The 26,121-nt window shown below is 44.4% G+C and carries 20 protein-coding genes; 12 read left to right on the forward strand and 8 right to left on the reverse strand.

Translation table 11 applies throughout. The features are described 5' to 3' along the window. Nucleotides 1-451 (reverse strand): transposase (locus EPX21_RS12205; RefSeq protein WP_166670746.1); only part of this gene is annotated, 451 nt, incomplete at its 3' end. A 46-nt stretch (nucleotides 452-497) separates the two neighbouring features. Here EPX21_RS12205 and EPX21_RS12210 point away from each other — a divergent pair. Further along, the gene (locus tag EPX21_RS12210) at nucleotides 498-1,034 is read left to right on the forward strand and encodes a hypothetical protein (protein WP_134089974.1); all 537 of its coding nucleotides are present in this window, start codon (nucleotides 498-500) and stop codon (nucleotides 1,032-1,034) included. A 53-nt stretch (nucleotides 1,035-1,087) separates the two neighbouring features. Here the strand turns inward: EPX21_RS12210 and EPX21_RS12215 are convergent, their stop codons facing one another. The 7 genes from EPX21_RS12215 to EPX21_RS12245 form a co-directional block, all read right to left on the reverse strand. Then, complete coding sequence (locus EPX21_RS12215) at nucleotides 1,088-2,731, reverse strand: RagB/SusD family nutrient uptake outer membrane protein (RefSeq protein WP_240768673.1); 1,644 nt, start codon at nucleotides 2,729-2,731, stop codon at nucleotides 1,088-1,090. A 137-nt stretch (nucleotides 2,732-2,868) separates the two neighbouring features. Beyond that, a complete protein-coding gene (locus tag EPX21_RS12220) occupies nucleotides 2,869-6,081 on the reverse strand; it encodes a TonB-dependent receptor (RefSeq protein WP_240768674.1) in 3,213 nt (1,070 codons plus the stop codon). Nucleotides 6,082-6,310: 229 nt separating this feature from the next. After that, a complete protein-coding gene (locus EPX21_RS12225) occupies nucleotides 6,311-7,270 on the reverse strand; it encodes a FecR family protein (RefSeq protein ID WP_134089976.1) in 960 nt (319 codons plus the stop codon). 71 nt (nucleotides 7,271-7,341) lie between these two features. Then, complete coding sequence (locus tag EPX21_RS12230; RefSeq protein WP_134089977.1) at nucleotides 7,342-7,944, reverse strand: RNA polymerase sigma factor; 603 nt, start codon at nucleotides 7,942-7,944, stop codon at nucleotides 7,342-7,344. A gap of 92 nt (nucleotides 7,945-8,036) precedes the next feature. Then, complete coding sequence (locus tag EPX21_RS12235; RefSeq protein WP_134089978.1) at nucleotides 8,037-14,219, reverse strand: alpha-2-macroglobulin; 6,183 nt, start codon at nucleotides 14,217-14,219, stop codon at nucleotides 8,037-8,039. 316 nt (nucleotides 14,220-14,535) lie between these two features. Continuing rightward, nucleotides 14,536-15,396, reverse strand: a complete 861-nt coding sequence (locus EPX21_RS12240; protein WP_134089979.1) for a hypothetical protein — start codon at nucleotides 15,394-15,396, stop codon at nucleotides 14,536-14,538. Nucleotides 15,397-15,406: 10 nt separating this feature from the next. Beyond that, nucleotides 15,407-17,548, reverse strand: coding sequence for an endonuclease (locus tag EPX21_RS12245; RefSeq protein WP_134089980.1), 2,142 nt, complete (start codon nucleotides 17,546-17,548; stop codon nucleotides 15,407-15,409). Nucleotides 17,549-17,637: 89 nt separating this feature from the next. Between EPX21_RS12245 and EPX21_RS12250 the strand changes: the two genes are divergently transcribed. The 11 genes from EPX21_RS12250 to EPX21_RS23285 all read left to right on the forward strand — a co-directional run bounded on the left by EPX21_RS12250 (nucleotide 17,638) and on the right by EPX21_RS23285 (nucleotide 26,057). Next, on the forward strand, nucleotides 17,638-18,552 hold the full coding sequence (locus tag EPX21_RS12250; protein WP_134089981.1) for a zinc metalloprotease: 915 nt from the start codon (nucleotides 17,638-17,640) through the stop codon (nucleotides 18,550-18,552). Further along, complete coding sequence (locus tag EPX21_RS12255) at nucleotides 18,545-18,850, forward strand: hypothetical protein (protein ID WP_134089982.1); 306 nt, start codon at nucleotides 18,545-18,547, stop codon at nucleotides 18,848-18,850. The genes EPX21_RS12250 and EPX21_RS12255 overlap by 8 nt, the downstream gene beginning before the upstream one ends. Nucleotides 18,851-18,861: 11 nt before the next feature. After that, nucleotides 18,862-19,224 carry a hypothetical protein gene (locus EPX21_RS12260; protein WP_134089983.1) on the forward strand — a complete coding sequence of 121 codons (363 nt, stop codon included), beginning with the start codon at nucleotides 18,862-18,864 and terminating at the stop codon, nucleotides 19,222-19,224. Nucleotides 19,225-19,550: 326 nt separating this feature from the next. After that, complete coding sequence (locus EPX21_RS12265) at nucleotides 19,551-20,222, forward strand: ATP-binding cassette domain-containing protein (protein WP_134089984.1); 672 nt, start codon at nucleotides 19,551-19,553, stop codon at nucleotides 20,220-20,222. 255 nt (nucleotides 20,223-20,477) lie between these two features. Beyond that, the gene (locus tag EPX21_RS12270; RefSeq protein WP_134089985.1) at nucleotides 20,478-21,116 is read left to right on the forward strand and encodes a hypothetical protein; all 639 of its coding nucleotides are present in this window, start codon (nucleotides 20,478-20,480) and stop codon (nucleotides 21,114-21,116) included. A gap of 170 nt (nucleotides 21,117-21,286) precedes the next feature. After that, nucleotides 21,287-22,141, forward strand: a complete 855-nt coding sequence (locus EPX21_RS12275) for an AraC family transcriptional regulator (protein WP_134089986.1) — start codon at nucleotides 21,287-21,289, stop codon at nucleotides 22,139-22,141. 65 nt (nucleotides 22,142-22,206) lie between these two features. After that, the gene (locus tag EPX21_RS12280; protein ID WP_134089987.1) at nucleotides 22,207-23,178 is read left to right on the forward strand and encodes a multidrug resistance efflux transporter family protein; all 972 of its coding nucleotides are present in this window, start codon (nucleotides 22,207-22,209) and stop codon (nucleotides 23,176-23,178) included. A 149-nt stretch (nucleotides 23,179-23,327) separates the two neighbouring features. After that, on the forward strand, nucleotides 23,328-24,269 hold the full coding sequence (locus EPX21_RS12285) for an AraC family transcriptional regulator (RefSeq protein ID WP_134089988.1): 942 nt from the start codon (nucleotides 23,328-23,330) through the stop codon (nucleotides 24,267-24,269). Between the two features lie 194 nt (nucleotides 24,270-24,463). Beyond that, complete coding sequence (locus tag EPX21_RS12290) at nucleotides 24,464-25,231, forward strand: SDR family NAD(P)-dependent oxidoreductase (RefSeq protein ID WP_134089989.1); 768 nt, start codon at nucleotides 24,464-24,466, stop codon at nucleotides 25,229-25,231. Between the two features lie 199 nt (nucleotides 25,232-25,430). Beyond that, nucleotides 25,431-25,877, forward strand: coding sequence for a GNAT family N-acetyltransferase (locus EPX21_RS12295; protein ID WP_134089990.1), 447 nt, complete (start codon nucleotides 25,431-25,433; stop codon nucleotides 25,875-25,877). Nucleotides 25,878-25,928: 51 nt separating this feature from the next. Beyond that, nucleotides 25,929-26,057, forward strand: coding sequence for a hypothetical protein (locus EPX21_RS23285; RefSeq protein ID WP_255502155.1), 129 nt, complete (start codon nucleotides 25,929-25,931; stop codon nucleotides 26,055-26,057). Nucleotides 26,058-26,121: the final 64 nt, after the last annotated feature.

Genomic DNA, 26,121 nt, shown 5'->3' on the forward strand with positions numbered 1-26,121 from the left:
TACGCATGGATTTGCCCCCAACATCGGATACATAATTGCTTATTCTGATATTGCAGCGCTGTAGAATAAGATCTATATTCTGGTCTGCCCTTTGCAGGTTTCTGTTGAGATAACTTATCCTTCGATTGTACTGGCGTAGCTCCTGAACAGCGTTCTCAGGCACAAAGCTGCCCTTGATAAGCCCTTTCTGAAGGACTGTGGCTATCCACTGTGCATCCTTTACATCGGTTTTCCTACCGGGAAGCTGCCTGATAAAATACGGATTGACCAGTTTTACATCAAAATCAGTGTCCAATATACGCCAGATAGGTATCCAGTAAATACTCGTGCTCTCCATAGCTACCTGACCAACATGATGTTCTACCAACCTATCCCGGAGAAGCTCAAGATCCGGTGTCAGGGTTCCGAATACTTCCTCAATCTTTTCTCCTGTTTCTGTTAATATGCACATAAAAACACTATCTTTATGCACATCAAGGCCACAAAATCTTTCNTATATGACAAAGAAATTTGGTATTCGCTATATCTTATTGACAGTTGGCCTGCCATTGGCTTTCTCCCGGTGTCAACAAAACACCACTATGCGCGGAGAAGAGCCAGAGAGCCTTCGGGCCAAACAAGTCGAGTCGATCATGGAAACAGATACGGCATTGATTGCCGTGTTAGAAACAGACAGCGTCATTCATCTATCAGATAGCCTGCCCATGGTGTTCAAAGTATACAATCCCACAAACGACACCCTGCGATTCACGCAATATCATACGCCATTCGAAGGTTTTATTAGCGACTTTCTAACAATTACCGATTCGGAAGGGGGCGAAGTACCGTACCAGGGAGCGATGGCCAAAAGGGTAATGCCTCCTCCTGCCGAAACCTATTGTACCGTAGCTCCTTCCCAAGCTGACAGCGTACGTTTTTCGATTATGAAGGGTTATAGCCTTTCAAAGCCCGGCACCTATACTATTAGGTATAATGGCGGCAATATAAGTAATATAGCCAATGGTAAACCCGTTATTGTACGCGTGGTTGAATAGCGGAGACTCCTGCAGTTCGGCCGATAGCCAAACTACAGGAGAAAAGCATGGGATCAATATCCCGGGTTCTGTATTAAATTCGGGTTATTAGCGATTTGCGTAGAAGGAATCGGATAAATTTCCTTATGAGGATCGAGCGTAGGCTGGTGATCCCACCAAGTGCCATGAATGAAATGCCCAAAACGGATGATATCCGTTCTCCTCCTTCCTTCGAAGATAAACTCTCTTCCCTTTTCGGCCAGGAATTCATCGAGCGTCAGCGTCGCCGTCGTATACCGCGCTTCGGGCCAGTCGGCCTCCGTAAATGCGCGTTGTCGACTCGCATTTACCAGATCTACGGCCTCCTGCGTAGCCATACCTCCGTTTTTACGCATCAGCGCTTCCGCTTTGTTGAAATAAATTTCCGTTAAGCGGTAGATCATGAAGTGGTTTTCCCGGTAGTTCGGATCACTTAGTCTGCCGGTCTTATACTTATGGAAACGGGCACCACTGTTCTCTTCGCCCTCTGTCATACTTCCATCGCTTGTGAGGTCTCCTTCACTTTCCCTACGGATGCTGTTGACATAAACCAACGGTCTGTTCAGGTATTCTTCGGTTCCCAATATCGGTTCGTTAGTGCCATATACATACTGCGGCCCAAACAGGAACCAAGTCGACTTACGCAGATCGTTCTCACTGTATGTATCAAAAAATGTCGGTACTACGACATAACCATTATTCCCCGCATAGCCAACATCCAGTGCGGCGCTCATATTACTAAAACCCATTAAAGGAATCCAATCCCAAACAAAGCCTCCTTGGTTGCTGTAGGCATATTGGAACAAAGCCTCCGGAGCGGCCCTGTTGGTATTCGCAAACGTTTCCAGTAAGTCTGGTGCAAGGCGGGGCGCTCCCCCCAGGCCGCCGGCTTCGCCACTTAAAATTTTGTCGCAGGCTGCAATGCACTCATCCCACATAGCGGTACCAGTCCACTTTTCGGCATTTAGATATAATTCGGCCAACATGGCATACCCACCTGTTTGCGCTACCCGCCCTACGAGCTCCTCTCTATAGGGATCAAGTTGCGGAACGTAAGTCTCCAATTCACTCCGAATAAAAGCAAACACTTCACTACGGGGTCTCGTCTCCGGATTTGCCGGCTGGCCAACCGCTGTCACTACCGGAATATTCCCCCAGAGGTCCATCAGCTTCATATAATGGAACGCCCGCAGTACATGTAATTCGGCAAGTACCGTGTTAATTTCAGCTTGCTCCATTCCAATAGCGGCATAATCCAGTTGTTCAATATCTTCGATAGCCGCATTACAATAGCCGACACCGGTCCACATGCCCGACCAAGCATTACGCATCCTGCCTTCAGTATCTGTCCAAGTATGATAATGCTGCCTGATATGATCCCCATTATCGTAGGCGTGACGGCCTTTTTGCGGCCATGCTACCTGGTCGGCGCACATTTCTGCATGATAATAATAACCATCTCCCCTGATTGGACATATCCATGACTGCATATGGGTCATCGGGCGTAACGCCGCCTGCAGAACCTCCGTCCGGTTGCTATAGAAATTATCTTTATATAAGTTGCTGTATACGGTTTCATCAAGCTTAGTACAGGCGCTCATGCCTACCAGAGCCACCGATAAGCTGGTTCCAACTATTATTTTATCAATGATTTTCATCAGACTAAATTGTTTATTCATACTTGTTTGCTTTTAAGGCATTCATGCTGCCTTCGGCGGTTTTAATGGCGATGAAGCTTGCATAAATTACTCATATCATCCTGTTTATGGCAATGTATGCAGGTTTCATTCGAATAATTGTTTTTTAAAGACTTTGCTTAAAATCCCACATTGATTCCTGCGGTAAATGAACGTGTTCTTGGATAGAACCCGCGTGAATCGACCCCAGTTTCAAATCCGGTATCCTGTAACTCGGGGTCCAAACCGCTGTAACTGGTAAAGGTGAGTAAGTTCCGCCCTGTAACAAAAAGACGCAGATTGCGTATCTTAGCTGTTTTCAGCAGAAAATTATAGCCCAGTGTAACATTGTCCAGCTTCACGAAGTCCCCTTTCTCGATGTAGTAATCGGAATACATTGGAGCTGCAGTGAGTTCCCCATGGCGGGTAAAGGCACTATTGAAGATGTTTCGTGGCAAATAATTACGGTTGCCAAAGAAAATTTCCTGCAGGTTTAGGATGTCGAAACCAAATTTACCACGAAGCAGCATGGTTAAATCCCAGTTTTTATACCGAAATGTTTGATTCAAGCCCAGGTTATATTTCGGCACGCCATTCCCGATAATGGCCCAATCGTTTTCTGTTATTTCCGTTGCCGGAGCTGCGCTGCCGTCGGCTTTATAGAACAACCAATTGCCGTCATCCGTAAAACCGGCAAATCGCTTTCCATAAAAATTACCGATCACCCCTCCTTCATACAGGCGGATTGCAGGGCCCATTGCTCCCGGGTTGGGAATGTCTGCAAAGGTCAGGAAGGTTGCGTTAAATTGCTCGTTGGAGAGTTTTGTTAGTCTGTTAAATTGCGAACTGGCAGTTAAATCGATATTCCATTGAAAATCCTTCTTTGCAATCGCTACCGCGCTGATCAAAAGCTCCACACCCCTGTTACGAATCGTTCCTACATTCGTATACAACGAGCTATGAATAAAAGAGGGCTGTTGGGCTGCATAGTTATATAACAAGTCACTGGTATTACGATTATAAACATCGATGGCCCCGCTCAAACGATGGTTGAACACTTCGTAATCCAATCCAAAATTCCATTCGGCCTTTTTTTCCCATTTCAAATCTGGATTTGGATTACGGGAAGGGCCATAGGTTTGGTAGTAAATACCATTTTGCGGATACACGCCACCCGTACCCAACGTAATCAGCGATTGATAATTCGGGATTCCTTGGTTACCAGTTACACCATAGCCGACTCGTAACTTCAGATTGTCCACAAAAGGAAGCCCTTGCATAAAGGCCTCTTCGCTCAAGGTCCAGCCCGCCGATACCGCCGGGAAGTTTCCCCATTTATGATTGGCTCCAAAGCGTGATGAGCCTTCCCTGCGAAGAATAAACTGAGCGAAGTACTTATCTTGATAGGCATAGTTTACACGGCCGAAAAAGGCGATCAAAGTGTTATCATCCTTAAAACTGCCCATTCCGGGACGCGGTAAGGCCGTGTTGTTTATGGCGCTGCCTGCCCCTAGGTTCCAGTCGTAAAAGCCATCGGTTGTAAAGCCGTTATTGTTCACATTGAATGATTCGGATGTACTATACTGATAACTATAACCGGCAACGGCCGACAGGTTATGTAGGTTCCAGCTGTGTTCGTAATTAACAGTAGGCTCAATGGTTTTCGACCAGTTCAACTGATTTGCTTTACGTGCGTAACCCATACCCTGCCACTGCGTGCCTACGCGCTGCTCAAAATCGCTCGTTGAGCGATATTGTCTGTCGTTGTAATTATCCCGCAGGTAAGATCCGAATATACTGACCTTTAGATCCGGAATAAGCTGATAACTCAAACGTGCATCTCCTGAAAAGGTTTGTTGATCGCGTTCGTTGATGCGATTGGAAAACCTGGCGATTGGATTGTAATTTTCCTGAATCTCGTAAAAGGCTCCGTCTGCATTTCGAATCGGTGCCGTTGGGTTCCACGATACAGCCTGCTCGAAATCGCCAATACCCCCACCCAGTAAATTAGCCTTATTGAAATTGGCCACCATATTAATCTGTAAATCGAGCTTATCATCTAGGCCCCGTTGATTGATGTTGAGCCGGCCGCCAAATTGTTCGCGACTATTCTCTTTGGCAATTCCTTCAAAATCATTATAGTAAAGGGAAGCACGATAGTTTGTATTGGCCGAACCGCCGGAAGCAGAGAAGTTGTGATATTGACTCAAATTCGAGCGGTTAATCAGTTCATCATACATATCTGTGGAGGCACCTAAATCATTGGATTCGGCGATGGCGCCCTCGACGATCTTTTGGCGAAACTGGTCGGCCGAGAGGAAATCCGGCTTTTTATCCACATAATCACGCTGGAAATAATTATTATATTCAAACCGCGGCGCACCGGCACTTCCCTTTTTAGTGGTAATTAAAATAACGCCGGCATTACCACGCGTACCATAAATGGCCGCGGCCGATCCGTCTTTTAACACGTCGAAAGATTCAATGTCGTCTTGTTGAATCAGATCGAGGTTGCCGCCCGGTATACCATCAATTACGATTAAAGGGGTAGTAGTTCCACTTAACGAGGTGACACCGCGCAGTTGAATAGAAGTCCCTTCGTTCGGGTTATTTCCTCTTGTTTTGGTGATGTTTAAACCGGCCACTTTTCCTTGAATCAGCTCAAGTGGCGCCCGCGCTGAGCCTTGGTTAAAATTTTCGGACTTCACCGTTGCCACGGCGGAAGTCACCTCTTTCCGCCGCTGCGTACCGTAACCCACAACCACGATTTCATCTAAGGTACTGACCTCTGCGGTCATCTGTATCTGCAAGGTTATTGTTTTCCCCTCCTCCACCTGCAAGGCCGAGCGCACTTCGGGTTTATAGGCCAAGAAATTTACCTGCAAGGAATAAAGTCCCGGCTGAACGCTAAGCGAAAACCGACCTTCTGCATCGGAGCTTGTCTGCCTGTTTACTTCCACAAGCTTAACACTTGCGCCGGGCAGCGGGTCTCCGTTCTCATCGAGGACCTGACCTCTGACCGTTCCCGGCGCTTGTCGCCTGTAGAGGGTAACAATGCCATTCTTTTCTGAAAAATCAATTGGATGTCCAGCTAAAATGGTTTGTAGTACTTGCTTTAGTGTTTTGTCTTTCAAATGCACGCCGGCAAGCGTTAAATTTTCGAGTTGAAGCTGATCGGTAAAAGCAAAATCTATTGCCTCCTTTGCCTGAATCAACTGAATCGCACTGAAGACGTCGATATGTTCGAAATCAACATTCAGCTTTTTGTTCAATATTTGTCCCTGGGAAGGTTCTGCGAACAATAAAGTGGTGGCAGTAAGGACAACCAAATTTACTATTAATATGATGCGCATACACTTAATTAATAATGGTATGACTTGTTTCATTCTATTCTTTCATTAACCCAAAGCCCTGCCGGGCAAGAGCGCATCCGCTCTTGCCCCTGTCAAAAGTATTCGTTAGCTTTGAGTGGATTATTGACTATATTCATTATCCGTCCAGTGTGTAATACCTGTAGCGACCAAACTCGATATTACCCACCTTCAATCAGGAGCTGCATGGCAGTTCCTTTTTTATTATAGGCTATATAATGTCTACATGATTACCCTCCTTTTTATATCTTTTGTTTAAAATGCTAGAAATTACCTGCATGACGGAATCCAAGTTCTGGTCCGAACGGATTACCAAGTTGTATCGGAAAGCGCTTACCGCTTTGCTTTCGGAACGTATGTTTACCCCGTAGACGTTTTTAATGGCTCTTGACAATTCCGAGAAGTCAGCTCGATCCAAGTATATCTTCCCTTCCCTCCAACTGTCTCGCGGCCTTTTAAACGGGAGAACCTGTACCGTTCCGCTAGACTTTGTATATCGCATCTCCTGATTAGCTTGCAATAGGCCGAGCGTTCCATAGCCTGCGTTCACTTGTACCTTACCCGACTGCACACTTACCGAAAGATTTTGCAGATCAGGATAAGCCTGTATATTGAAGGAGGTTCCCAGGACACTGACCTGGAGATCGTCAACCGCTACGATAAAAGGTTGGTCGGGATTCTTCTTTATCTCAAAAAAAGCTTCTCCCTTTAACTTCACCAACCGCGTCCCCTTGCCGTAATCGGGCAATACCTCCAACTCAGATTCGGCGTGCATCCAGACAATCGAACTATCAGAAAGCTGTATTTTTTTCAGCTGCCTAACACCTGTCGAAATGACATTGGCCTCCACGATTTGTTCCGTCGCATTGCCCTCATTATTTAAGGATGTGTTCAGGTATAAGGAAAGCGCCAAACCGGAAATCAGCAGTAAGCAGGCCGCCAGCTGCCAAATAGGCCTTTGGTACCAGCGTACCACCTTATTAATAGGCATCACACGGCCGAGCATACGAAGACGGAGGGCTTCTTCCTTTTCTCCGCCGTCTATATTTTCGATAGTAGTATGATCATGCTGAAAGGAGTGATACCAATTGTCGACGATAAAACGCTCGACAGGCGACGCCTTCCCCTCAGCATATTTTTTTAGAATGGTTTTAAGTTTTGATGCGTTCACTATATTGCCTTTTACACCAACATAGTCAAACAAGAAGGGCTTAAGTACTTTAAGAAACTTTTATCTATATGTTAATTTTTCATTAACAGCAATAAAACAGCGAAGAAGGATTGATGTACATCCGGATGCTTTTCAGCTAATACCTTTTTCAATCGGACTAAGGCCTCCGTTGAATTATTTTTTACGGTCTGTTCGGCCAGTCCCAAAGCCTCGGCGATCTCCCGAATTGTGTAATTTTCGCTACGAAGCGCAAAAATACGTTGCATATTTTCCGGAAATTGAGCAACTGCTTCTTCCAACGTAATCTTGATATCATTGGCCGTTAGGGTATCTAAGATCGTAGCTTCCATTTCTCCCATCCGGTCCACCAGGTGTTTAAGTGCCTCTTGATGTAAATTGGTGCGGGCAAGCCAATTAATGATTCGATACTTTAAGGCACCCGACAGATAAGCGTAAAGAGAGCCTTCGACGACCAGCAAAGCGCGACGATCCCAAATATCGGCAAAAACGTCCTGGACCATATCTTGGGCAAAGGTTTCATCACGCAACCTTGCATACGCTTTAACGTAAAGGCTTTTCCAATATCGATTGAAAAGTTCTTCGAAAGCCGCAGTTTGGTGATTTTTCAGCGCTTCCAATAACGCTTTGTCGCTCTTTTCTGTCGCTACTTTCATTTCAGCTAGGTCGCATCAAAGATAAACAAATGTCTCAGGGAATGCGTATTACCAAATTGTTAAGTTATGGCGACGCTTCTTATTTTCAGGTCTTACTCTTTTATCTCCACAGTTATTCCTTCCGTGCGGGCACTCATCTCCGGTGCATACATACTTTGCAAGGTGGCAACCCCATTGGCAAAGACGCCCGCGTTATTGGCGCGCAGATCATATTCAAAAACGTAGGTACCTTTCCGCAATTTATCGATAAAGAAATTGGTAGCCGCGTCCTTCGTACTTTCATAATAGCCCAATCCCCCTTGCCATTTATAGTTAGACAGCACATTTACCGGCTCAAAACCGCTGGCCCTCATATCTTTCAAATGGATAAAGGATATATCGCGATCCGCCCGTATAATCAGTCGAACCCTCACCAAATCACCAACTTTAATCGGTTCTTCTTGATTGATCGCTGTTAAAACCACGCCCTCTTTTGCGTTTCGTTTAAGGTATAATCTCTTCTCTATCTGAACACCCGTAATAGCCGCTTTTATAGCCCTTAGGCTTTCAAAGTACTGCCAATATAGTGCCCCCCAAATTGGACCTTCACTTTTCTTTTCGATTACGATTTGTGCCATCTCCGGTTTGATTTCCGAACGACTCCAAGCAGTCTTTACGTAGCCTGCACCGTTACTTGTGGGTGAAAGATTCAACGATTGCTTGCCAACCTTTACCTGAACTTGCTGCTCTACCGACAGGTTATTCTCTCCGGCAGATAGGAGCGCGTAGATAGCTTCCGTAGTAGCCTTGGTACTGCCCCAATGATTCGTCTGTTTGTTTCCGATTAGCCATAATTTCATTTGTTCAACACTTTCCATATCCGCCATTTCGCTAGCGGCCTCAATTAAGAGCACTTGAGTTTCGATCGGGTTTTGCCACCCATCCCAACCACGTTGATTTTCTTTCCAGTACATTCCTTTTTCATCGTTGGTTACCGCATAATCCTTAAGGGAAGTCCATATTTTCTTTGCCTTCTCCTCTTCGCCAAAGCGGCTATATACGAGCGTCAACAGCGCCCTCTCTTGTAAATTGGTATTAAGATTTTTTTCCAAGTTTGCACTTAAACGCTTAAATACCTCCCCTTGTACCCATTCCTTGATCGGATGACTAGTTAAGAAAAAGCTCCGCGCATATAAATACCGACTTAGGTTATAACGACTTACCGAAAGGGAGGATTCCGGCTTATCCAACCCCTTTTCAATCGCTCGATCTAAATATACCACAAGTCGTTGTACCACTTGAAGATAGGTACTGTCACCCACACTAGCAAAGTCGGCACCTAATTTACGAAGATGCCCGAAACCGGCTAAAATATGCGTAGTAATCAGCTCATTTGCCGGTCCTCCTTCGAACCAAGGGAATGCACCCGAAGGCAGCTGACGGGCAACAAATTGCTGATAGACGCTTTGCCATTGATTTCGGAGGTTGTTTACATCGAAAAGGAGCGCCAATCGCTTCATGCGGACCTCTTCATCTGCTGCTTCACTTACCCAAGGAGTTTCTTCTAATAAGAGGGATTTCAACTCCTGGCGTGTTTCCAGCTTCGACTGTACTCGCCCTTTTCTATTCCATTCATCAAAAAGATGTTTGATTTTTGGTGAGGTGTCTATTAACTTCTTAGCAACCAAGGTGGCATATAACTTAGCAAACAGTTGTTCCGAACACGCATAAGGATACTCTTGCAAATAAGGTAGCGACTGAATGGCGTACCACATCGGATCGGTGGTCAGCTCTAAGCTCAAGCGCTCATGTTGTGTGTGTGCATTGGCTACCGCTAGCGGCCGAAGTTCAACATGTTTGACTTGCCCCTCTTTCGCATAAATCGGCAAGGTTTCTGTCAGTAGCATCCGATTGGGTAAAATAGGCAAGGCAGCCTCTTCGCCGTCACTGAAATCACCAGCCCTTGCTACAATGCGATAAACGATCGCTTCCAGCGAAGAAGGCACCTTCAATCGCCAAAAGAGCGACCTGTTTTCGCCTTTTTCTACCATAAAGGGTAATGTACTATCTACGAGTTCAAATAGCGTATCAACTGATTGCATGGTATATGCGTCGAAAAGCATCAGTTTAGCCGAGCCTTTCAAATCCGCCTCTGACATATTCACAATTTTAGCACTTAATGCGATTTCGTCTCCCTCTCGCAGAAAGCGTGGCGCATTCGGTACTGCCATGAGCCCTTTGCTTGTCTTCAAGGGCTTTTCCATATAGCCGGTCGCTAAAGACGGCGTATGCGCGAAGGCCATAAACTTCCATTCGGTTAAACTTTCGGGCGAGGTAAAGCGCAGCTTGATATTTCCCGCAGTATCGGTATGCAAATCGGGGTAGAAGAATGCCGTCTCTTTTAAATTTTTACGGGCTTTTACCTGCTGCAAGGCGGCTTTGTTGGCGGCAGACTTGGTGTTAATTACTACTACGCCGCGAGCAGCTTGCGCGCCATAAAGAGCTATTGCTTCACCTCCCGTTAATTTCTGCATCCGGTCGATATCATCCGGATCGATCGCGTCTATTTGCTCCACTATTTCACCATCTACTACATACAGCGGAGCCTCCTCCAAAGTGGCAGCCCCTCTGACCTGAACACCTGTTACCGCACCGCTCAGTGCTTTCTTGTTCGATATCCCGTAACCCACCACAACCACCTCATCCAGATTCTGTTTTGTATCAAAGGGTTCACCTACAGCGTTGAAATCCATCACCCGGTTGCTTTGTACGCCCATCTTATACCTTTCGGAAAGCTTATTAACATAAGCGACTTGCTGCCAAGCGTGATTTAAGAAAGAGAAACCGAAGCGATTTAAATTCTCATAAACAGGGATGAGTATATGCGTGTATAAATAGCGCCGTGCAATCTGTTGTGCACCAACCTGACCAAAAGCTCCTGATAGATTCCATTGAGGCAACTTAGATGGATGATATTGAATGGGCCCGGGAAAATAAAAGCTGTTTTCAGCAAATTGATTAAGCGAAGCATCATACATGGCAGCCAACAGTTCGGCCGCAACACCGTCGTTGTTTGCATTTCGTATAGTTAATTCCCAGGTTTCCTCTTCGCCTGGCTGCAATTTATCGCGAAACGTATTCGTGGTGATTTTTAAATCTGTTCCTTTCTGTACAATGGGTAAAGTAAGCGTACCTTGCTCTGCCGCGTTATAGCGCCCAAGATAATAATGCACGTACAAGTTATTTTCCTTTATATCCTTATCGATCGGAACTGCCACCTTTTTCACCTCTTTGCTAAGACGTATCTGTTCTTGTTTAATAATATCCCCGTTCCGCTCTACGGAAATAAAAACCCGTGCATCCGGGATAGCTGAAGAAAAGATGATCACCGCCTCCTCGCCAGGTTCATAGAAACCTTTGTCGGCATTCACCTGCAAAAATTCGCCCGGCAAGGGCTTCTTTGCTTCTTTATGATATAACTCCACCTCCTGAGACGTTCTAAGGGTATCCGAGCCATCCAATACATAAGCTTCGAGCAAATAGGTCCCTGCTTCCAGCGAATCCCCACCTATATCGATATGCCTGCTTTCTGCTGAGTTAAAATCGTGGTCTGACACAAGCGCTTCTTTCGGCCAATTTTCCTTTTTCTGCTCATTTTTATAAGGGAAGTGTGGAAAAAGCTTAATGAAGGCTAGACTATCTAACAGCATATAATCCACATCGCCCAAAGCGCTGTTCTGCAACACCCTTGTTGGCCTTTTTAACCTTGACAGCTTTATGTTCCCTTTAGCAGTAACCGCTTGGTAGTTAAGGTTGGTGGTTTCAAAAGGGATGCTATCGAGCTCTTCTATACTTATTTTAGCCGGGAGCGGGATACGCAAAAGGATCGATTTGTCTCCAACTGCAATAGCTTGACTGTTTTCGTGTGCTTCCCCGTTGACATCAATAACACTGATTTCTACTGTATACCGATAAAAGCGAAATTCATCTTCCAACTGCTTTCCTGCGGGCTCCGTTAAAAAGCTAATTGCAAATGTTCCGTCGCTAGTGGTTCGTGTTTCCCCCGCTTTGACCTGTTCACTGTCCGCATAGTTATGATCATAACGATACCAATTCGGATAAGGATTAAAGCTACGGCGAAGCACGCGATAACTTACCTTTCCCTGTACAATAGGCGCACCGGAATAAGTCGTAGCTTTTCCTGTTGTTTTAACCGTATCGCCCAACTTGTAGGTCGCCCTCAAGGTGTCCATGCTTATTTCAAAACTAGGCTTCTTATACTCCTCTACCCGAAAGTCGCGCTGACCACCGGCCCCCAGTCCCTCCAGACGAAACTGACCATTTAATTTCCCTGTCGGCAATACAAAGCTTCCAAAAACAGACCCATACATATTGGTACTAAGTTTGATCTCGTCAAGCGCCGCCTGATTCGCGTCAAAAAGCCGCACCGTGGTCTGGTAACCGCTTAATGCCCTTCTCGCTCCATCAGGCTTCTCCTCATAGACAATGCCCTTAAAATAGACCGTTTGCCCCGGACGGTAAATGGCCCGATCGGTAAAAAACTGGATATTGGTTTGTGGCCGCTCCGTCGTATCTACATACCGCGGAGGGTTGTAGTAAGTATGACTTGCGAAAAAAACGGGATCTCCTTCGACTCGATACCACGTATTGTACCAGTGAAAGGCCGTCTCTTTCCTGTGCTTTCCTATAAAAGCTTGTCCGTTTGCATTGGTTTTCACTTCTTCCAAAACCGCTAAGTCCTTTTCATTACTGGCTTGCGTAAAAAGTTTGATGACTTTATCTCGAACAGGCTTCCCGGAATCGCGATCGGTCAACAAAAGTTCCTCTCCCCGCGAAGCAATCGCATAGCGACTGACCTGAAGATGCTGTCCCAGAACCACTGCTGTGCTATCTAGTTTAAAAGCAGGATTGGTGGCTACCAACATAAAATACTGGCCTGCGGGCAACGGATTAAAGCGTACGATAGTCGCATGTCTCTGGTAGTCGTCGAACGACTTCAAATCAATTGCATACTCCTGCATCAAATCAATTGCCCGAAGGATGGAATCTATATCCCGTTGGTTTTTCATATCTCGCCACAGCTCGATTTGATTATTGAAAAAACCGTTGGCAGCTAAGTCACACTTTAGGATCTTTACATAAAGTTTATGCGCGTTCTTATGTGATATATGGACAGGAAAAGCTTGTTCGGGCAGCAGCACCCGATCCATTTCGATGCTCACCTCTGGTTGCAATAGCTCAGCCTTCATTAATTGCAATTGTTTGGCGCCATATGTATTTGGATATAATGCCATTGCCTGATCGCATAAATAAAGCAGACTATCAGCATATCGCTTCATCTTTTCGAAATCCTTTACCGCTGTTGCTTTGTTTCGCCAAAAAATGGGGCTTTGCCCTGTGAGTGAGACTTGATAATCCTTAGCCAACTGATACATGAGTTCTGCGTTATACCATGCCTTTGGAAATTTACCGATTAGCTGTTGAAGTTTCGCTATCCGGCCGGGCACTTCTTCTGTCCTGGACAAGTATTGCAGGCAGTTATATAAATAGGCATTCTTAACCGTATCTTGCTTATGACTCGATAATAACGTCTGCAACAAGAAGTCGACTCTTTTCTGCTCATTTTCCTGCATGCTGAAATAGTCGATAGCGCGGTGTGCCAATAGATCATACAGAGTTGGTCGCAGTTCCCGATACTGAAGAGCCGTATCTAAGAGAAACTCCCAGTCGGAAACCGGTGTCTCCTGTAAGATTTTACGATCCTCCACAGAAGCATCATATAAGTCGGTAATTTCCTTCTTAAAGTCGTCTTCGGTCCAGGTAAGAAAATCAGCCGTTTTCTCCCTCCCTTCAATAGTGGTGCGTCGATTAATAGGATAGCGATTACTTTGGTAATATTCATGCAAGAACTCCCCCGTTAAAGATTGGAGGATACTCCTTTCGATCAAGCTAGCTTCTTTGATCTCCCGTTTAAATTGATCAAGAAGAGCTCCCTCCTGCCTTAAACTGTCGGCTGTCAGCATTTCAATTTTAGCTTGATAGAGCAAGGCCTTCATTTTTTGCTGCGAATTCTTATCCCGCTTAGCTTGCGCATAGAGCTCATTCACTTCGCCTTGCATACTTTTGAGCAGTCCTTCTACCTCCTTTTTTTCTATGGCTTCCCATTTTTGTTGATAAGGATAGGTTTGGGCAACGCTTAGACGATAGGTAAATAGTAGCAAACTGAGTAGCGAAGTATAGCGGATTATTAAAGGCAAGTAAGGTCTATAATGCATATGAAGGTTTCCTTAGAAGTTGTACAACATTTCAATAAGGATGAAACTAATCATAAAAATCCATAAAAAGTAAAGGCTTTTTAGGTTTTAAGCCTTAATACTGCACAAACCAATAACGAATAACTGACAATCAATAACGAACAACGTATAACCAAATCCTCCCTTTTTTCTACCGGTTACCGATGTTTAATCGTGGTACGATCGTGCTTTGATCGGGAAAATACCGATAAAAAGCCGATCGGCCCAGGGTGCCGACTCAGATAATGGCAAAAGTTGGTCAGGAGTTGGTTGCTTATTGTATAGGAAACGGGACGCCCTATTTGTAAAGGTTAAACGATACCAGCCAGTACTGCTGCTTTGCTAGCCCCCTCAACGGATCAGAACCGTAGTTGAAGGAAGCACCTAAGCTTACTCTAACCGGTTTATCAACCAAGAACCACTCAAGCCCACTCTGCAACAACTGCGTATACCCTTCGCTCATATCGGTTGAGTTAACCAAATCGGTACGCCCGGTATAGTCTACTGAGACACGCAGCAAGGGATCCGGTGTAAGCGTTTTTTTTCGCACGATATCAAAGTAAGCGGAAAGCGTAAATAGAGGGCGCAAAAGCAAGCCTTCGCCAGCCTCGTTATAGGCTTGCATGGCTTGCTGCACCTGAAACCCTAGAAAAGGAGCTATATAAAAGCGACTGCTTGTATCGGATGCAAATGCATAGGTGTTGATTGGGCCCCGTTCGCCCATAAAAGTAAAGAGGAAGTTCCCGGCTAATGAATGACTACGGCTTATTTCATCATAAGTGTAACCGGCGTTTCCATTTAAGAACCAAGCGATTTTCGCTCCTCGTTTAATGAGGCCAGAAAAGCCATAAGCTGCTTGTACATTATGCTGTTCAACTGCTGTGAGCGTGTTTCTGTGATATTCGGCAATCAGCGAAGAAATCCACCGCGAACTCGTACTGCTTAAATTCATGGAAACGCCCACATTAACGAGCCAGGAACTGCTGTCGCCTTTCGGAACAGTTAACTGAAATTGTGCAGGCATTTCCTTAAATTCGGCCGTTTCCATCGACTGCCGAATTTTAATATGGCGATTGAACCACGACGCCTGATCCACGCTCTGCGAAAAGGCACTACCACTCCCAAGTAATAAGAGGTAATATAGGATCGTCTTTTTCATCGAAAAACAGTTAAACACGCATCCCATACACCAAATCAATACAGTCCTTTACAACTACACAGGCGAGCACGTCCGCGACAGCGATTTTTCTTGGTGCTGCGGCGTACCTAGCTGCGATCTCATTAAAGGTTGAAGTAAGCATCAAATACTGGTTGGTGCTAAATTCAAAGTCGACCATCTCCTTTGTATCCGCTAAACTGGAAGCGTCGGGATCGGCATATCCATAGCGCGCTAAAATCGCCCGCTTCACTTCATCGGCAATCTGATTGAAATCGGCAGCTTCTTTTGCAATACGCGGTACCGCTCGACGCAGTCCACTTACCCGAAGATCGATATGGTCTACGAGTTCCGGAAAATCGACAAAAGGGTTTCGATTTCCCTGCAACAGAAAAATTTCCCGGTTACGATGCTTCTCGTAATGGGTAACCGCTTGCTCGTTGGCCCAACGTTGTAACAAAGTAATATCCTCGTCTTGGTAAACATCAATGGCACGCGGATATCGCAAAAGGAAGTATAACGTGGCGCGCGCCACAATACCTTTGTTATTTTCGGGCTCAAACTGACTATCTTCCATAAAGCCGCAGGAGGCCATTTCTTTTTCAACCAAGGCCGTTGGCGTCGGCTTATACTCTTCGAAATCGTAATAAGGATAATTATTCCGAAAACTATTGCATCGCACTTCGCAGGCAAAAAGATGATGTAAATCTCCACGCATCGGCTCACGGGCGTCGAACCAAGATTGGCAAACAACATGTTCGCAGTTATATGGCAAAGCCGCTTCAATAGCCTTCAGTTCTTGCTGATAATCTTGACGACTCATGCTTTTTGCAGTCTGGCTCCAGTCTATAAATCGAAGCTTCCGGTCTATATCGATGCGTTCATCGGCCAATTGTAACTCTTCCACGGTAAATGTTTTGCCGGAATAGATACTCCTTAGCAGTCCATCGGGATGCAGATCGACCTTCGGGTACACATATTTAGATGGCTGATAAGGCAAGGGCTTGCTGTGACTGCTTTCCAACAGTTGCTGTAAGTCGGTATAACTTGCTTGCGTTATATTTGAAATGCTTTCATAATAATTCTTTTTGTCTTCCTCATCAGCCGCTTCAGGATAATAAAGCTCATCGGCCAATGCAATCGGCGCTCGTCCGTTTTCCTGTTCTATAATCGCTGGAGTGATGGCAAAGAACTCCGACAAAAAGGGAAATTGCCCGGAGGCCTTGGCTGCAATATCGTACACGATACTACTGATGCGCACGCCTTCATTCTCTTGCCAATCGATCTGCAACTCTCCCTCGGCACTGTCCCAAATGCCGCCAGCGAGGTTCAGCATCTGTCCGGCAGCGTTATACCGTGGTATCCCCGCATGGTGAAGCGCTACCACCTCCCATTCGTCGTTAAATACAGGCGCACCCGAAGAGCCGCTTTTTGTGTCGGTAGCATAGCGAACGAATTGCGGCAGCGATAAATCCGTTATTCTGTTTTCACGCAAGGCCACCTGCTTTGGAGCACCGTCGGCATGTTGAATAATGGAAACATATTGGTCTTCTTTGATTTCTTTTGCGGGTGTGTGTAAAGGCAAAAAACCGAATTGCTGCACAGGAGCTGTCCCACTGACCGGAACGTCGTTTACCCATACGAGAGTAAAATCCAATTCTTCATTGGTATAGAATAGTTTGTCGACATTAAAACGGTAAAGACTACTCATGGAAAGTGAACCGTCTTCTACCCTTTCATAATTAAACTCAGCACGGGATTGCCGCGCCGAGTCGGACGTTGGTAACACATGGTTATTGGTTATTAATATTTGCGGCGCGATTAAAAATCCGGTTCCAAACCCTACCTCAACCGCATCCGAAATAAGGTGAATCCGACAAACCGATTGAGCCGCCTTTGCGCCCTTCTGCAAGTACTGAATATCCAACAAATCGTTTCCGCCAATAATCCGCTCCTGAAAATCCCGATCGCGAATAAACTCCTCAATGGGTAGATGATGCTGCCTTAAATACGTGCTCAGCTGTGCTGGGTTCACGACTGTTGTTGAATCTGCCTTTCCCGGGGCTGTCCCCTTCTCGGAAGTAGGTGTCGTTGGATTGTCTTTTCGATTCCGCGTACGGCGGATCTGGTCTAGGAACAAGGGAAGCGTTTTCATAAAAGGGACGGCTTGGTGGCCTTTACAAAATTTAAACCTATTGATGAAACCAAAACAGAAAAAAAAAGTTTTATAAAAAAAGACCTAAGATGGAACAACATCAGAAAAGACGACACTGTGCCACGATGGAAGTTTTTCATCGGCAAGCCGATAGCTATCCGGAATATATGCGCGCGCAGGCGACTATTGAAAGCGACATTGATAAGATGTTGGCAGGACGGAGAACCTTGCGTCTTACAACACCGGCCAAGATTCAAGTGGTGGTACATGTGGTTTATCATGCAACCGAGGAAAACATCTCGGATGAACAGATACAAAGCCAAATCGATGTGTTGAATGCCGATTTCCGACGAAATAACACCGACCGGGGAAAAGTTCCTTCCGTGTGGGAAGAATTAGCGGCCGACTGCTTTATTGATTTCGAACTTGCTCCCGACGGCATCACCCGAACACAAACGGACGTGGAATCCTTTGGTACCGACAATGCAGTAAAAAGCACAGGCATGGGCGGTATTGACCCATGGCCTACCGACAGATACCTAAACATTTGGGTCTGCAATCTGCAAGAAGGTCTATTGGGTTATGCGCAATTTCCCGGCGGACCGAGCGATACCGATGGCGTAGTTGTTAATTTTCGTGCTTTTGGCACCTTAGGCACGGCCGAAGCGCCCTTCAACTTCGGACGGACCACCACGCATGAGGTGGGGCATTATCTTAATCTCTCTCACATCTTTGGGGATGGTAGAAGCAATACCTGTGCCGACACGGATTATGTGGAAGACACGCCGAATCAATTAGGACCAAATTACGGAAAACCGACTTTTCCTAAAACCTCCTGCAACAATGCCCCCAATGGAGATATGTTCATGAACTATATGGATTACGTAGATGACGATAGTATGTTCATGTTCACTAAAGGGCAAGCCTCCCGCATGAAGGCGACGCTGCTCGGCCCGCGCGCCTCTTTGCTCGCTGCTAAACCTGCTATTGAAGAAAATGAATAAGGAATTTTTAAAAAGGAAATGGGTCCATTCCTTTGAGGAGGACAAGGGCGATGAAATCGTTTATCGCCCGGAGGGCTTTTCGCTGCCTCTTTCCAGAGGCCGGGATAAGATCAACCTGGAAGATGACGGAACACTGGTTAATGCACATCCGGGCCGCGATGATCGCCCCCAGCTACATAACGGCTCCTGGGAAACCGAGCATGACAAGCTCATATTATGTTTTGATCCCGAAAACAAAGAGCAATATACCATCTGTGAAATCAGTACAGAAAAACTGGTATTGAAACGGGACAACTAAATTTCAGGGTTATGAAAAAAAATACATTCAGTTTTTTATTGGCGTTTCCCGTCTTTATTTTCATCTATGCCGTTTTGACCGACGATAAGCACACTGAAGGCCAAACCTACGCTTACTTTGTGCTGGCCTCCGTATTTACGTTATTGATCGCCTTATTACCTCGTTTGAAGGAACTATCTGTAAACGAAAAAGGACTTTCCGTGAAACTGCTCGATGAGATCTCCAAAAAAGTGGCGGAAGTAGAAGCTTTGACAAATCCGGTTCATAAAGCAAGCTTGGCGCGCGATAAAGATTTCGATCAAGAACTGAATGAAAAAATCCGGGCACTCAAAGAACGCATCGACGCCTATAAGATCGTAATAACCCGAGATTAATCAATATTTCGTATATTACTAAAAATCAAGGACTAAATACGTATACTTCTTCACTTTTATAGACGCATATTTATCGCGAATATCTTGCTTGCCTTTGCTTTTTCGACTTTTGCATGGTACGATCCGTACATGATGTTACACATTTTTGTCATCTCCTTACCCACCTTTTCCCTTGCACTTACCTTATTCTTTTTTAGCCAACGATATAGCCATCAATATTATCTTTATCATAACCTAGGGTTCTCAAAACGACGTTTATTTGGTTTTGCATGGATAACTAGCTCGCTCTTGGCCCTTCTGATATACCTTGTTTTTTTAATAATTATATGAAGAATAAACTCGAAGTTGATTCAGTTCTCCTTAGCTATCGCGACAACAAGCATATTTTAAGTGACTGTTATTTAGCTTGCGCAGGCGGTAACATCATAGGCATACTAGGCAGAAATGGCGCCGGAAAGTCATCGCTCTTTGAAGTGATCTTCGGCACATTGACACCACAAAATAAATTTATACGAATCAACGGCACTCCTTACAAAAAACCTTTCATAAAGCAATTGGTAGGTTATCTACCCCAAAAAAGTATGTTTCCAAAACAACAAAGCGTCAAAGACTTACTTCGTTTCATGCTGGCAGAACAAAGGGTCGATCGAGCGTCAATAAGCAATGAGCGAATACGGAAATTGTGGAATCAACATATCGGCGAGTTATCTGGCGGCGAACGTAAGTATTTTGAAGTGTATACAATGCTGCATATGAAGCACCCCTTTTTGCTATTGGATGAGCCTTTCTCAGGAATTGAACCAATATACGCTCACGAGATCGAAAACTTAATTAAACAAAACCCAAGATCAAAGGGCATATTAATAAGCGACCACCATTACGAACAGGTCATTGGTGTGAGCGACAAACTATTCCTACTTCACGACGGGGCTTTAAAAGCAGTTCACAGCCGCCACCAACTGGAGGAATTAGGGTATATTCCTGCCGGGACGTTTTAACGTCTCATTTCATGAGCCTATCTGTTTCCAAGCCTGTTTCTCACAATAATTTTGTATCATCGTACTTTCATTAACCAAGTCGAAGAATCTGGAAGTCCAAGGTAAAGTCGACTGGTGGCTCCAGTAAGAAATAGACACTGTAAATATATCCGTGCTGCACGAAAACAAAATTGTTCCTTCCATGTTAAAAAAGCGAATACCCGGAATTAGCAAATTATTGATCCAGATAACGATAAACCTCTAAATGTATACATCATGAACACGTACAGTAAATCGAAATGGTTATTTGCAATGCTTTTGCCGATCGCCTTGCTAGCTTCTTGCAATAATACGCCTAAAAACGAGCGTGCGGGCGAAACCGAAACCGAAACCGCTAAACTTTTTCCTATTGCCAGTAGTCCAGACAATCCATCGGATATTTATCTTAGCTTGACGGACAAAAAAGAAGGCGATACGTTGATTTCTTATGTCGCTAAAGGATTATATCAAAACGACACCGTTGGTTTCTTAGTTGAAATAAGCAAAAATATTCCTGCGGGGATCAACAAAGACGGTTCCGTGAATGAAAACGAAGGCTTTAAAAAAGGGAGTATCACCTTTAAAAGCCTTGGCCCGCAAAGCGATGCCTTTTTATCGGCCTTAGCTACGCTTTGGAAAGTAGACGGCGTTCATAAAATGAAGTCGACAGCCATTCAACCCTTGGCTTTTTCTTCCAATAAAAGAGCTTTTGATCCCAATAAAGCATCGACCAATAGTTTTAAGCTTTTCTTTGACGATGGATCAGCAGATCCGGGAGAAATTTTCTTCACATTCGATACCTATAAGCGCAGTATACAATTTCAGGAGAAGGATGCTGAACAACGGGAAGCCGTTGTGCACGCCCTTGGAGAATAAGTGTGAGGTGTTGCGAACGTGACAGGAAAACGTTAGTTCCTTTTATAACGACGAAAGGCATTATTCACTAGCGCGATTTCACTTTTTATATTACTTAGTTATTTTCCTTTAGCGACTTTCCCTATTTTAGTCAGCGATTAGAACAGGCCTTGGAAGCTTGTGCTACTTGTATGCAAAAATTCAAAACATTACCGATACAAACACTTATACAGCAACATTATCTAAAAGTGGAGCGTTTACAGAAAGATTATCAAAATCTTTCTGCAAGTCTGCATCGACACGATCATTACGAGCTTATTTGGGCTTTCGGAGGTGAAGGCCAACATTTCATTAATTTTAAACCCTACCCACTTCAGCAAAACCGGGTATATTTTCTTCAGATCGGACAGGTGCACCAATTCCCAGAGTTTGAACGCTCCGGATGGATCTTCTTAATCAGCGAAGAATTAATGCATTCATTCTTTAGTTTGCATCCGCAGGAAGAAGGCAAAGGCCTTTTCGACACCTTTGGAGCCCAGCCGTTTGTAGACATGGATACTGATGCCTTGCATTTTATTAACCATATCAAAGAGCTCCTCTTACAGGAACTGAATCAACAAGCACCTAATAAAAATATTCTCTTTCATTTAACCGTGAGCCTATTATTACGATTAAATGCGAAACAAGCTTCCGAAAAAGAAGCCATCACCCTATTGAATCCCGAACGCAGGGTATTGTTTGACTTAAGAAAACTGATTCAGCAACATTACCGGGAAGCCCACAACGTAATTTTTTACCTAAACAAACTCGGTGTGCCCGCTAAAACACTCAATAGAATCTGTCGGAAAACAACGGGTAAGACGGTTCATGAACTTTTGGAAGACAAGCTGCTAACGGAGGCAAAAATGGCCCTGCTAAGTACTACATGTAGCGTGAAAGAGATTGCTTTTGACTTGGGTTTTAATGACTCCGCCTATTTTGGGCGCTTTTTCAGACGTGCCACCAGCTTAACGCCATTGAAATACCGCGAACTGCACAGTGCTTAAAAATACCAGACATCGATACTAAATCACTATATAAGTCTTTGTATCTCCCGTATTTTTGCTCTCCTATGAAGGCACAAAAGAACACCATCTTAGCAATTATCTTGGGCATTATATCGGCGCTATTTCTTTCGTCGACGTTTACTATCAACAGTTTGTTAGCACACAGTGGCGGACATTGGGCCTGGACAGCCTGCCTGAGGAGTCTGTTTATGATCCCTGTTATGCTTATTCCTTTATTGGCTACCAAAAGGTTTAAAGCTTTTTGGTGTGCCCTGAAAAGTTATCCGATTTTGTTTTTCAAATGGGGTACCATTGGTTTTGGTGGGCTGTATACCTGTATGGCCCTAGCCTCCTTGCTAATCCCGGGGTGGCTGGTAGCTGCTACCTTTCAACTGAATATTTTGGCCGGTATTTTATTGGCTCCCTTTCTCTATGAGGATCATCGGAAGAAGATTCCGATAAAGGCACTGGGCTTATCCCTATTTATTGTATCGGGCGTCCTGATTATGCAGCTCGATAAATTGAGTCAACTGCACGATGTACGGTCCTTAGCCATCAGTTTCTTTTTAGTACTGATAGGAGCTATCGTCTGGCCTCTTGCTAATCGGAAATTATTATTGGAGCTCGACAACCAAAAGGTTCCGCTGAATGCCATGCAAAGAGTACTGGGCTTAACCGCTGGCTCGCTGCCCTTATGGCTGCTATTGGCCGGCTATGCTTTCACTCAAGTGGGTATGGCTCCTGACACACAGTTGCAGGCGTCCTTTTATTCGGCGGTATTTTCCGGCTTTTTGGGTGGAGTAGGCTTCTATAAAGCTACCCAAATGGTTAAACAGGATTCTCTTGCGCTGGCTACTGTAGAAGCTACACAGGTCTTCGAAATATTTTTTACACTGATCGGTGAAATGTGGCTAATTAATGCTCCCCTACCGAAATTTTACGGGTTTGCCGGTATGCTTATGATTATATCGGGTATGCTCGTACAAATCACCTTATCTGTTCAATATGCCAAAAGGAGTAATCTGCAAAGTACTTGAGGGTTTCAACAGTACACAAATAGCTCTTATATCGTAGCTTTCGCAAGCTCTTGCCATTCGGAAACATGTATACTTAGTAAAACAATTGCTCCAAGGCAACTCAGTCCTCGTCAATCTTAATTATCTTTGTTTTTTGCAAACCGCGGGATATGACAAAAAACATTAAAAGCACCTCATTGGACGATTTTTACGCAGAGGCAGCAGCATTTACCGGCAAAGAAATACAAGCCCTGTTGCCTCCGGGCATAAATAAGGAAATAGGCCATTTTAACGTGTTCGATATTGCCGAAACGATCCGACAGGTAAAACACAAACAGGCGATGCCTTACAACCGCAGGGCTTACTATAAAATTAGCTGTATTAGAGGAAAGAATAGAGCAGAATATGCCGATAAGACGATTAACGTAGAAAAAAATGCCCTCTTATTTGCGACGCCCAAAGTGCCTTACCACTGGCTTCCGTTAGACGAAAATCAATCAGGCTGTTTTTGCGTCTTTACCGCTGAATTTCTGATAAAAAACAAAACGGGGGTAGCCCTTGATGAACTACCTATTTTCCAGTCGGGCGGTTATCCAATTTTTGAAATTTCGGACGACGAAGCGGAAGAGATTGCATCGATATTTCGAAAAATGCAAAAGGAAATTGCCTCAAACTATGAGTACAAATACGATTTAATTCGCAATTATATACTGGAGCTGATTCATTATGGTCAAAAATTGCAACCTGCCAGCACGCTGCATGTAAACCAAAACGCCGCTGCACGTATTATGTCTCTGTTTATAGAACTGCTGGAACGCCAGTTCCCTATTGATTCCACCCACCAACGATTAGCCTTAAGAACCGCAAAAGAGTACGCAGAAAGGCTTGCTATTCATGTGAATCATTTGAATAAAGTAATAAAGGAGCACACAGGGAAAACAACGACTTATATTATCAGCAACCGGATCGCGCAAGAAGCAAAGATTCTCTTAAAACAAACAGATTGGAACATCTCAGAAATTGCCTATAGCTTGGGATTTGAAGAAGTAGCACATTTTTCCAACTTCTTTAAAAAGCAGACTTCTTTAACGCCTATAGCATTCCGATCATAACTTAATATTTGAATTTTGCAAACAAACGATTGATATTCACAAACGCTTGCTCACTTTTTAGTGGATTTTTGTGTTATTAAACTTAGACAAATTCATTTTATATGCAATTTAATCGCGCATGCATATAAATGAATTTGTTCTAATTCTCTTCAGCCATCAAGCGCTGTTTTTTATAGAAGAAATAAAAGATAAAAATGACAACAACGAAAAGTAAAATTGCTCTGGTAACCGGCGGTAGCCGCGGTTTGGGCAGAAATATGGCTATCAGTCTTGCTAAAAAAGGAATTGATGTGCTGCTTACTTATAACAGCAACCAAACGGAAGCAGATAAAGTGATCGCAGAAATTCAGTCACTCGGTCAAAACGCAGCAGCTTTTCAATTGGATGCCAGTAACACAAAATCCTTTGACGGATTTTTCAAGCAAGTTACAGACCATTTAAAAGAACAGAGGGGCGACACCAACTTTGATTTTCTCATCAATAATGCCGGAACAGCACTCTATGCGCCCTTTGCGGAAACAACGGAAGAACAATTTGATGAGGTACTGAACCTTCACTATAAAGGCGTTTTCTTTTTAACACAGAAAGCATTGCCGTTTATAAATGACGGAGGCCGTATTATTAATATTTCATCCGGCCTCGCACGTTTTGCTTTCCCGGGCTCTTCGGCTTACGGTGCAACAAAAGGAGCCATCGAAGTGCTGACGCGATATCTGGCAAAAGAATTAGGTGCCCGCGGCATTGCTGCCAACGTGGTGGCACCGGGTGCTATCGCTACAGACTTTGGCGGTGGCCGCGTAAGGGATAATGAAGAAGTAAACGACCAAATTGCAAGCGTCACCGCCTTAGGTCGTGTGGGACTGCCCGATGACATCGGAGGCGTCGTGGCTTTTCTATGTACCGAAGAAGCTAAATGGATCAACGGCCAGCGCATTGAGGTATCTGGCGGAATGATGTTATAAGTCACCCTAACAGAACACTTCGCGATCGCTATCGCCGTTTCGGAGTTGGCAGGAGTAAATTATTCCCTTTACTCCTGCCGGCCTGATTTTTTATCAAATTGTAATTTCGTACGATCCATAGCACTTTAAATCAGATCTGATTGACCTGCCTGTTTATAACAAAAGTTTTGTATCTTTAAAGGGCTCCTACTGATTTACGATGCAAGACTATACCATTAAACAGGCAACGCCAAACGAGCTGGAAGACTGCGCATACTTATTTAACGAATATCGCATTTTTTATAAGGCCGAATCAGCTATTCAAAAGGCCAAAGAATTTATTGGAGACCGGTTAGAGGCGAAAGACTCCATTATATTCCTCCTCTATAGAAATAAGGCTGCCCTCGGCTTTGCTCAATTGTATCCTACTTACTCATCTTTTAAAATGGCCAAAGTTGCTGTACTCAATGATTTGTTCGTCATCGAGCATGAACGCGGACAAGGGTACGGCCGTGCTTTAATTCGTACGGTTTCAGTTTACGCTAAAGAAAATGGCTTCATCCGTATATCGCTGAGCACTGCACGCGATAATCCTGCACAATTCTTATACGAATCGATAGGCTTTAAAGAAAGTCATTTCAAATTCTATAATCTGGATATACTTTAAATCGCACAGATTAGTGATGTATTGTTAACCGTTTTATTCAAATAGCAGCATATGAACCAACACTTACTTTTCGAAGGCCCCGCTTTGTGGATTCATGATTTTGAAATTCAACAGATGGACAACCATGAACGCTTTACGGGGAGGCATTTTTCTTTTGCTCCACCTGTAATCTCCCCTTAAAACAGCTACGAATATTAATGTAGTTTTATAATTTAGGGACAATGAAAAAAAGCAAGTTCAGCGA

The sequence above is a fragment of the Olivibacter sp. XZL3 genome (assembly GCF_004368405.1).
GTDB lineage: Bacteria > Bacteroidota > Bacteroidia > Sphingobacteriales > Sphingobacteriaceae > Olivibacter.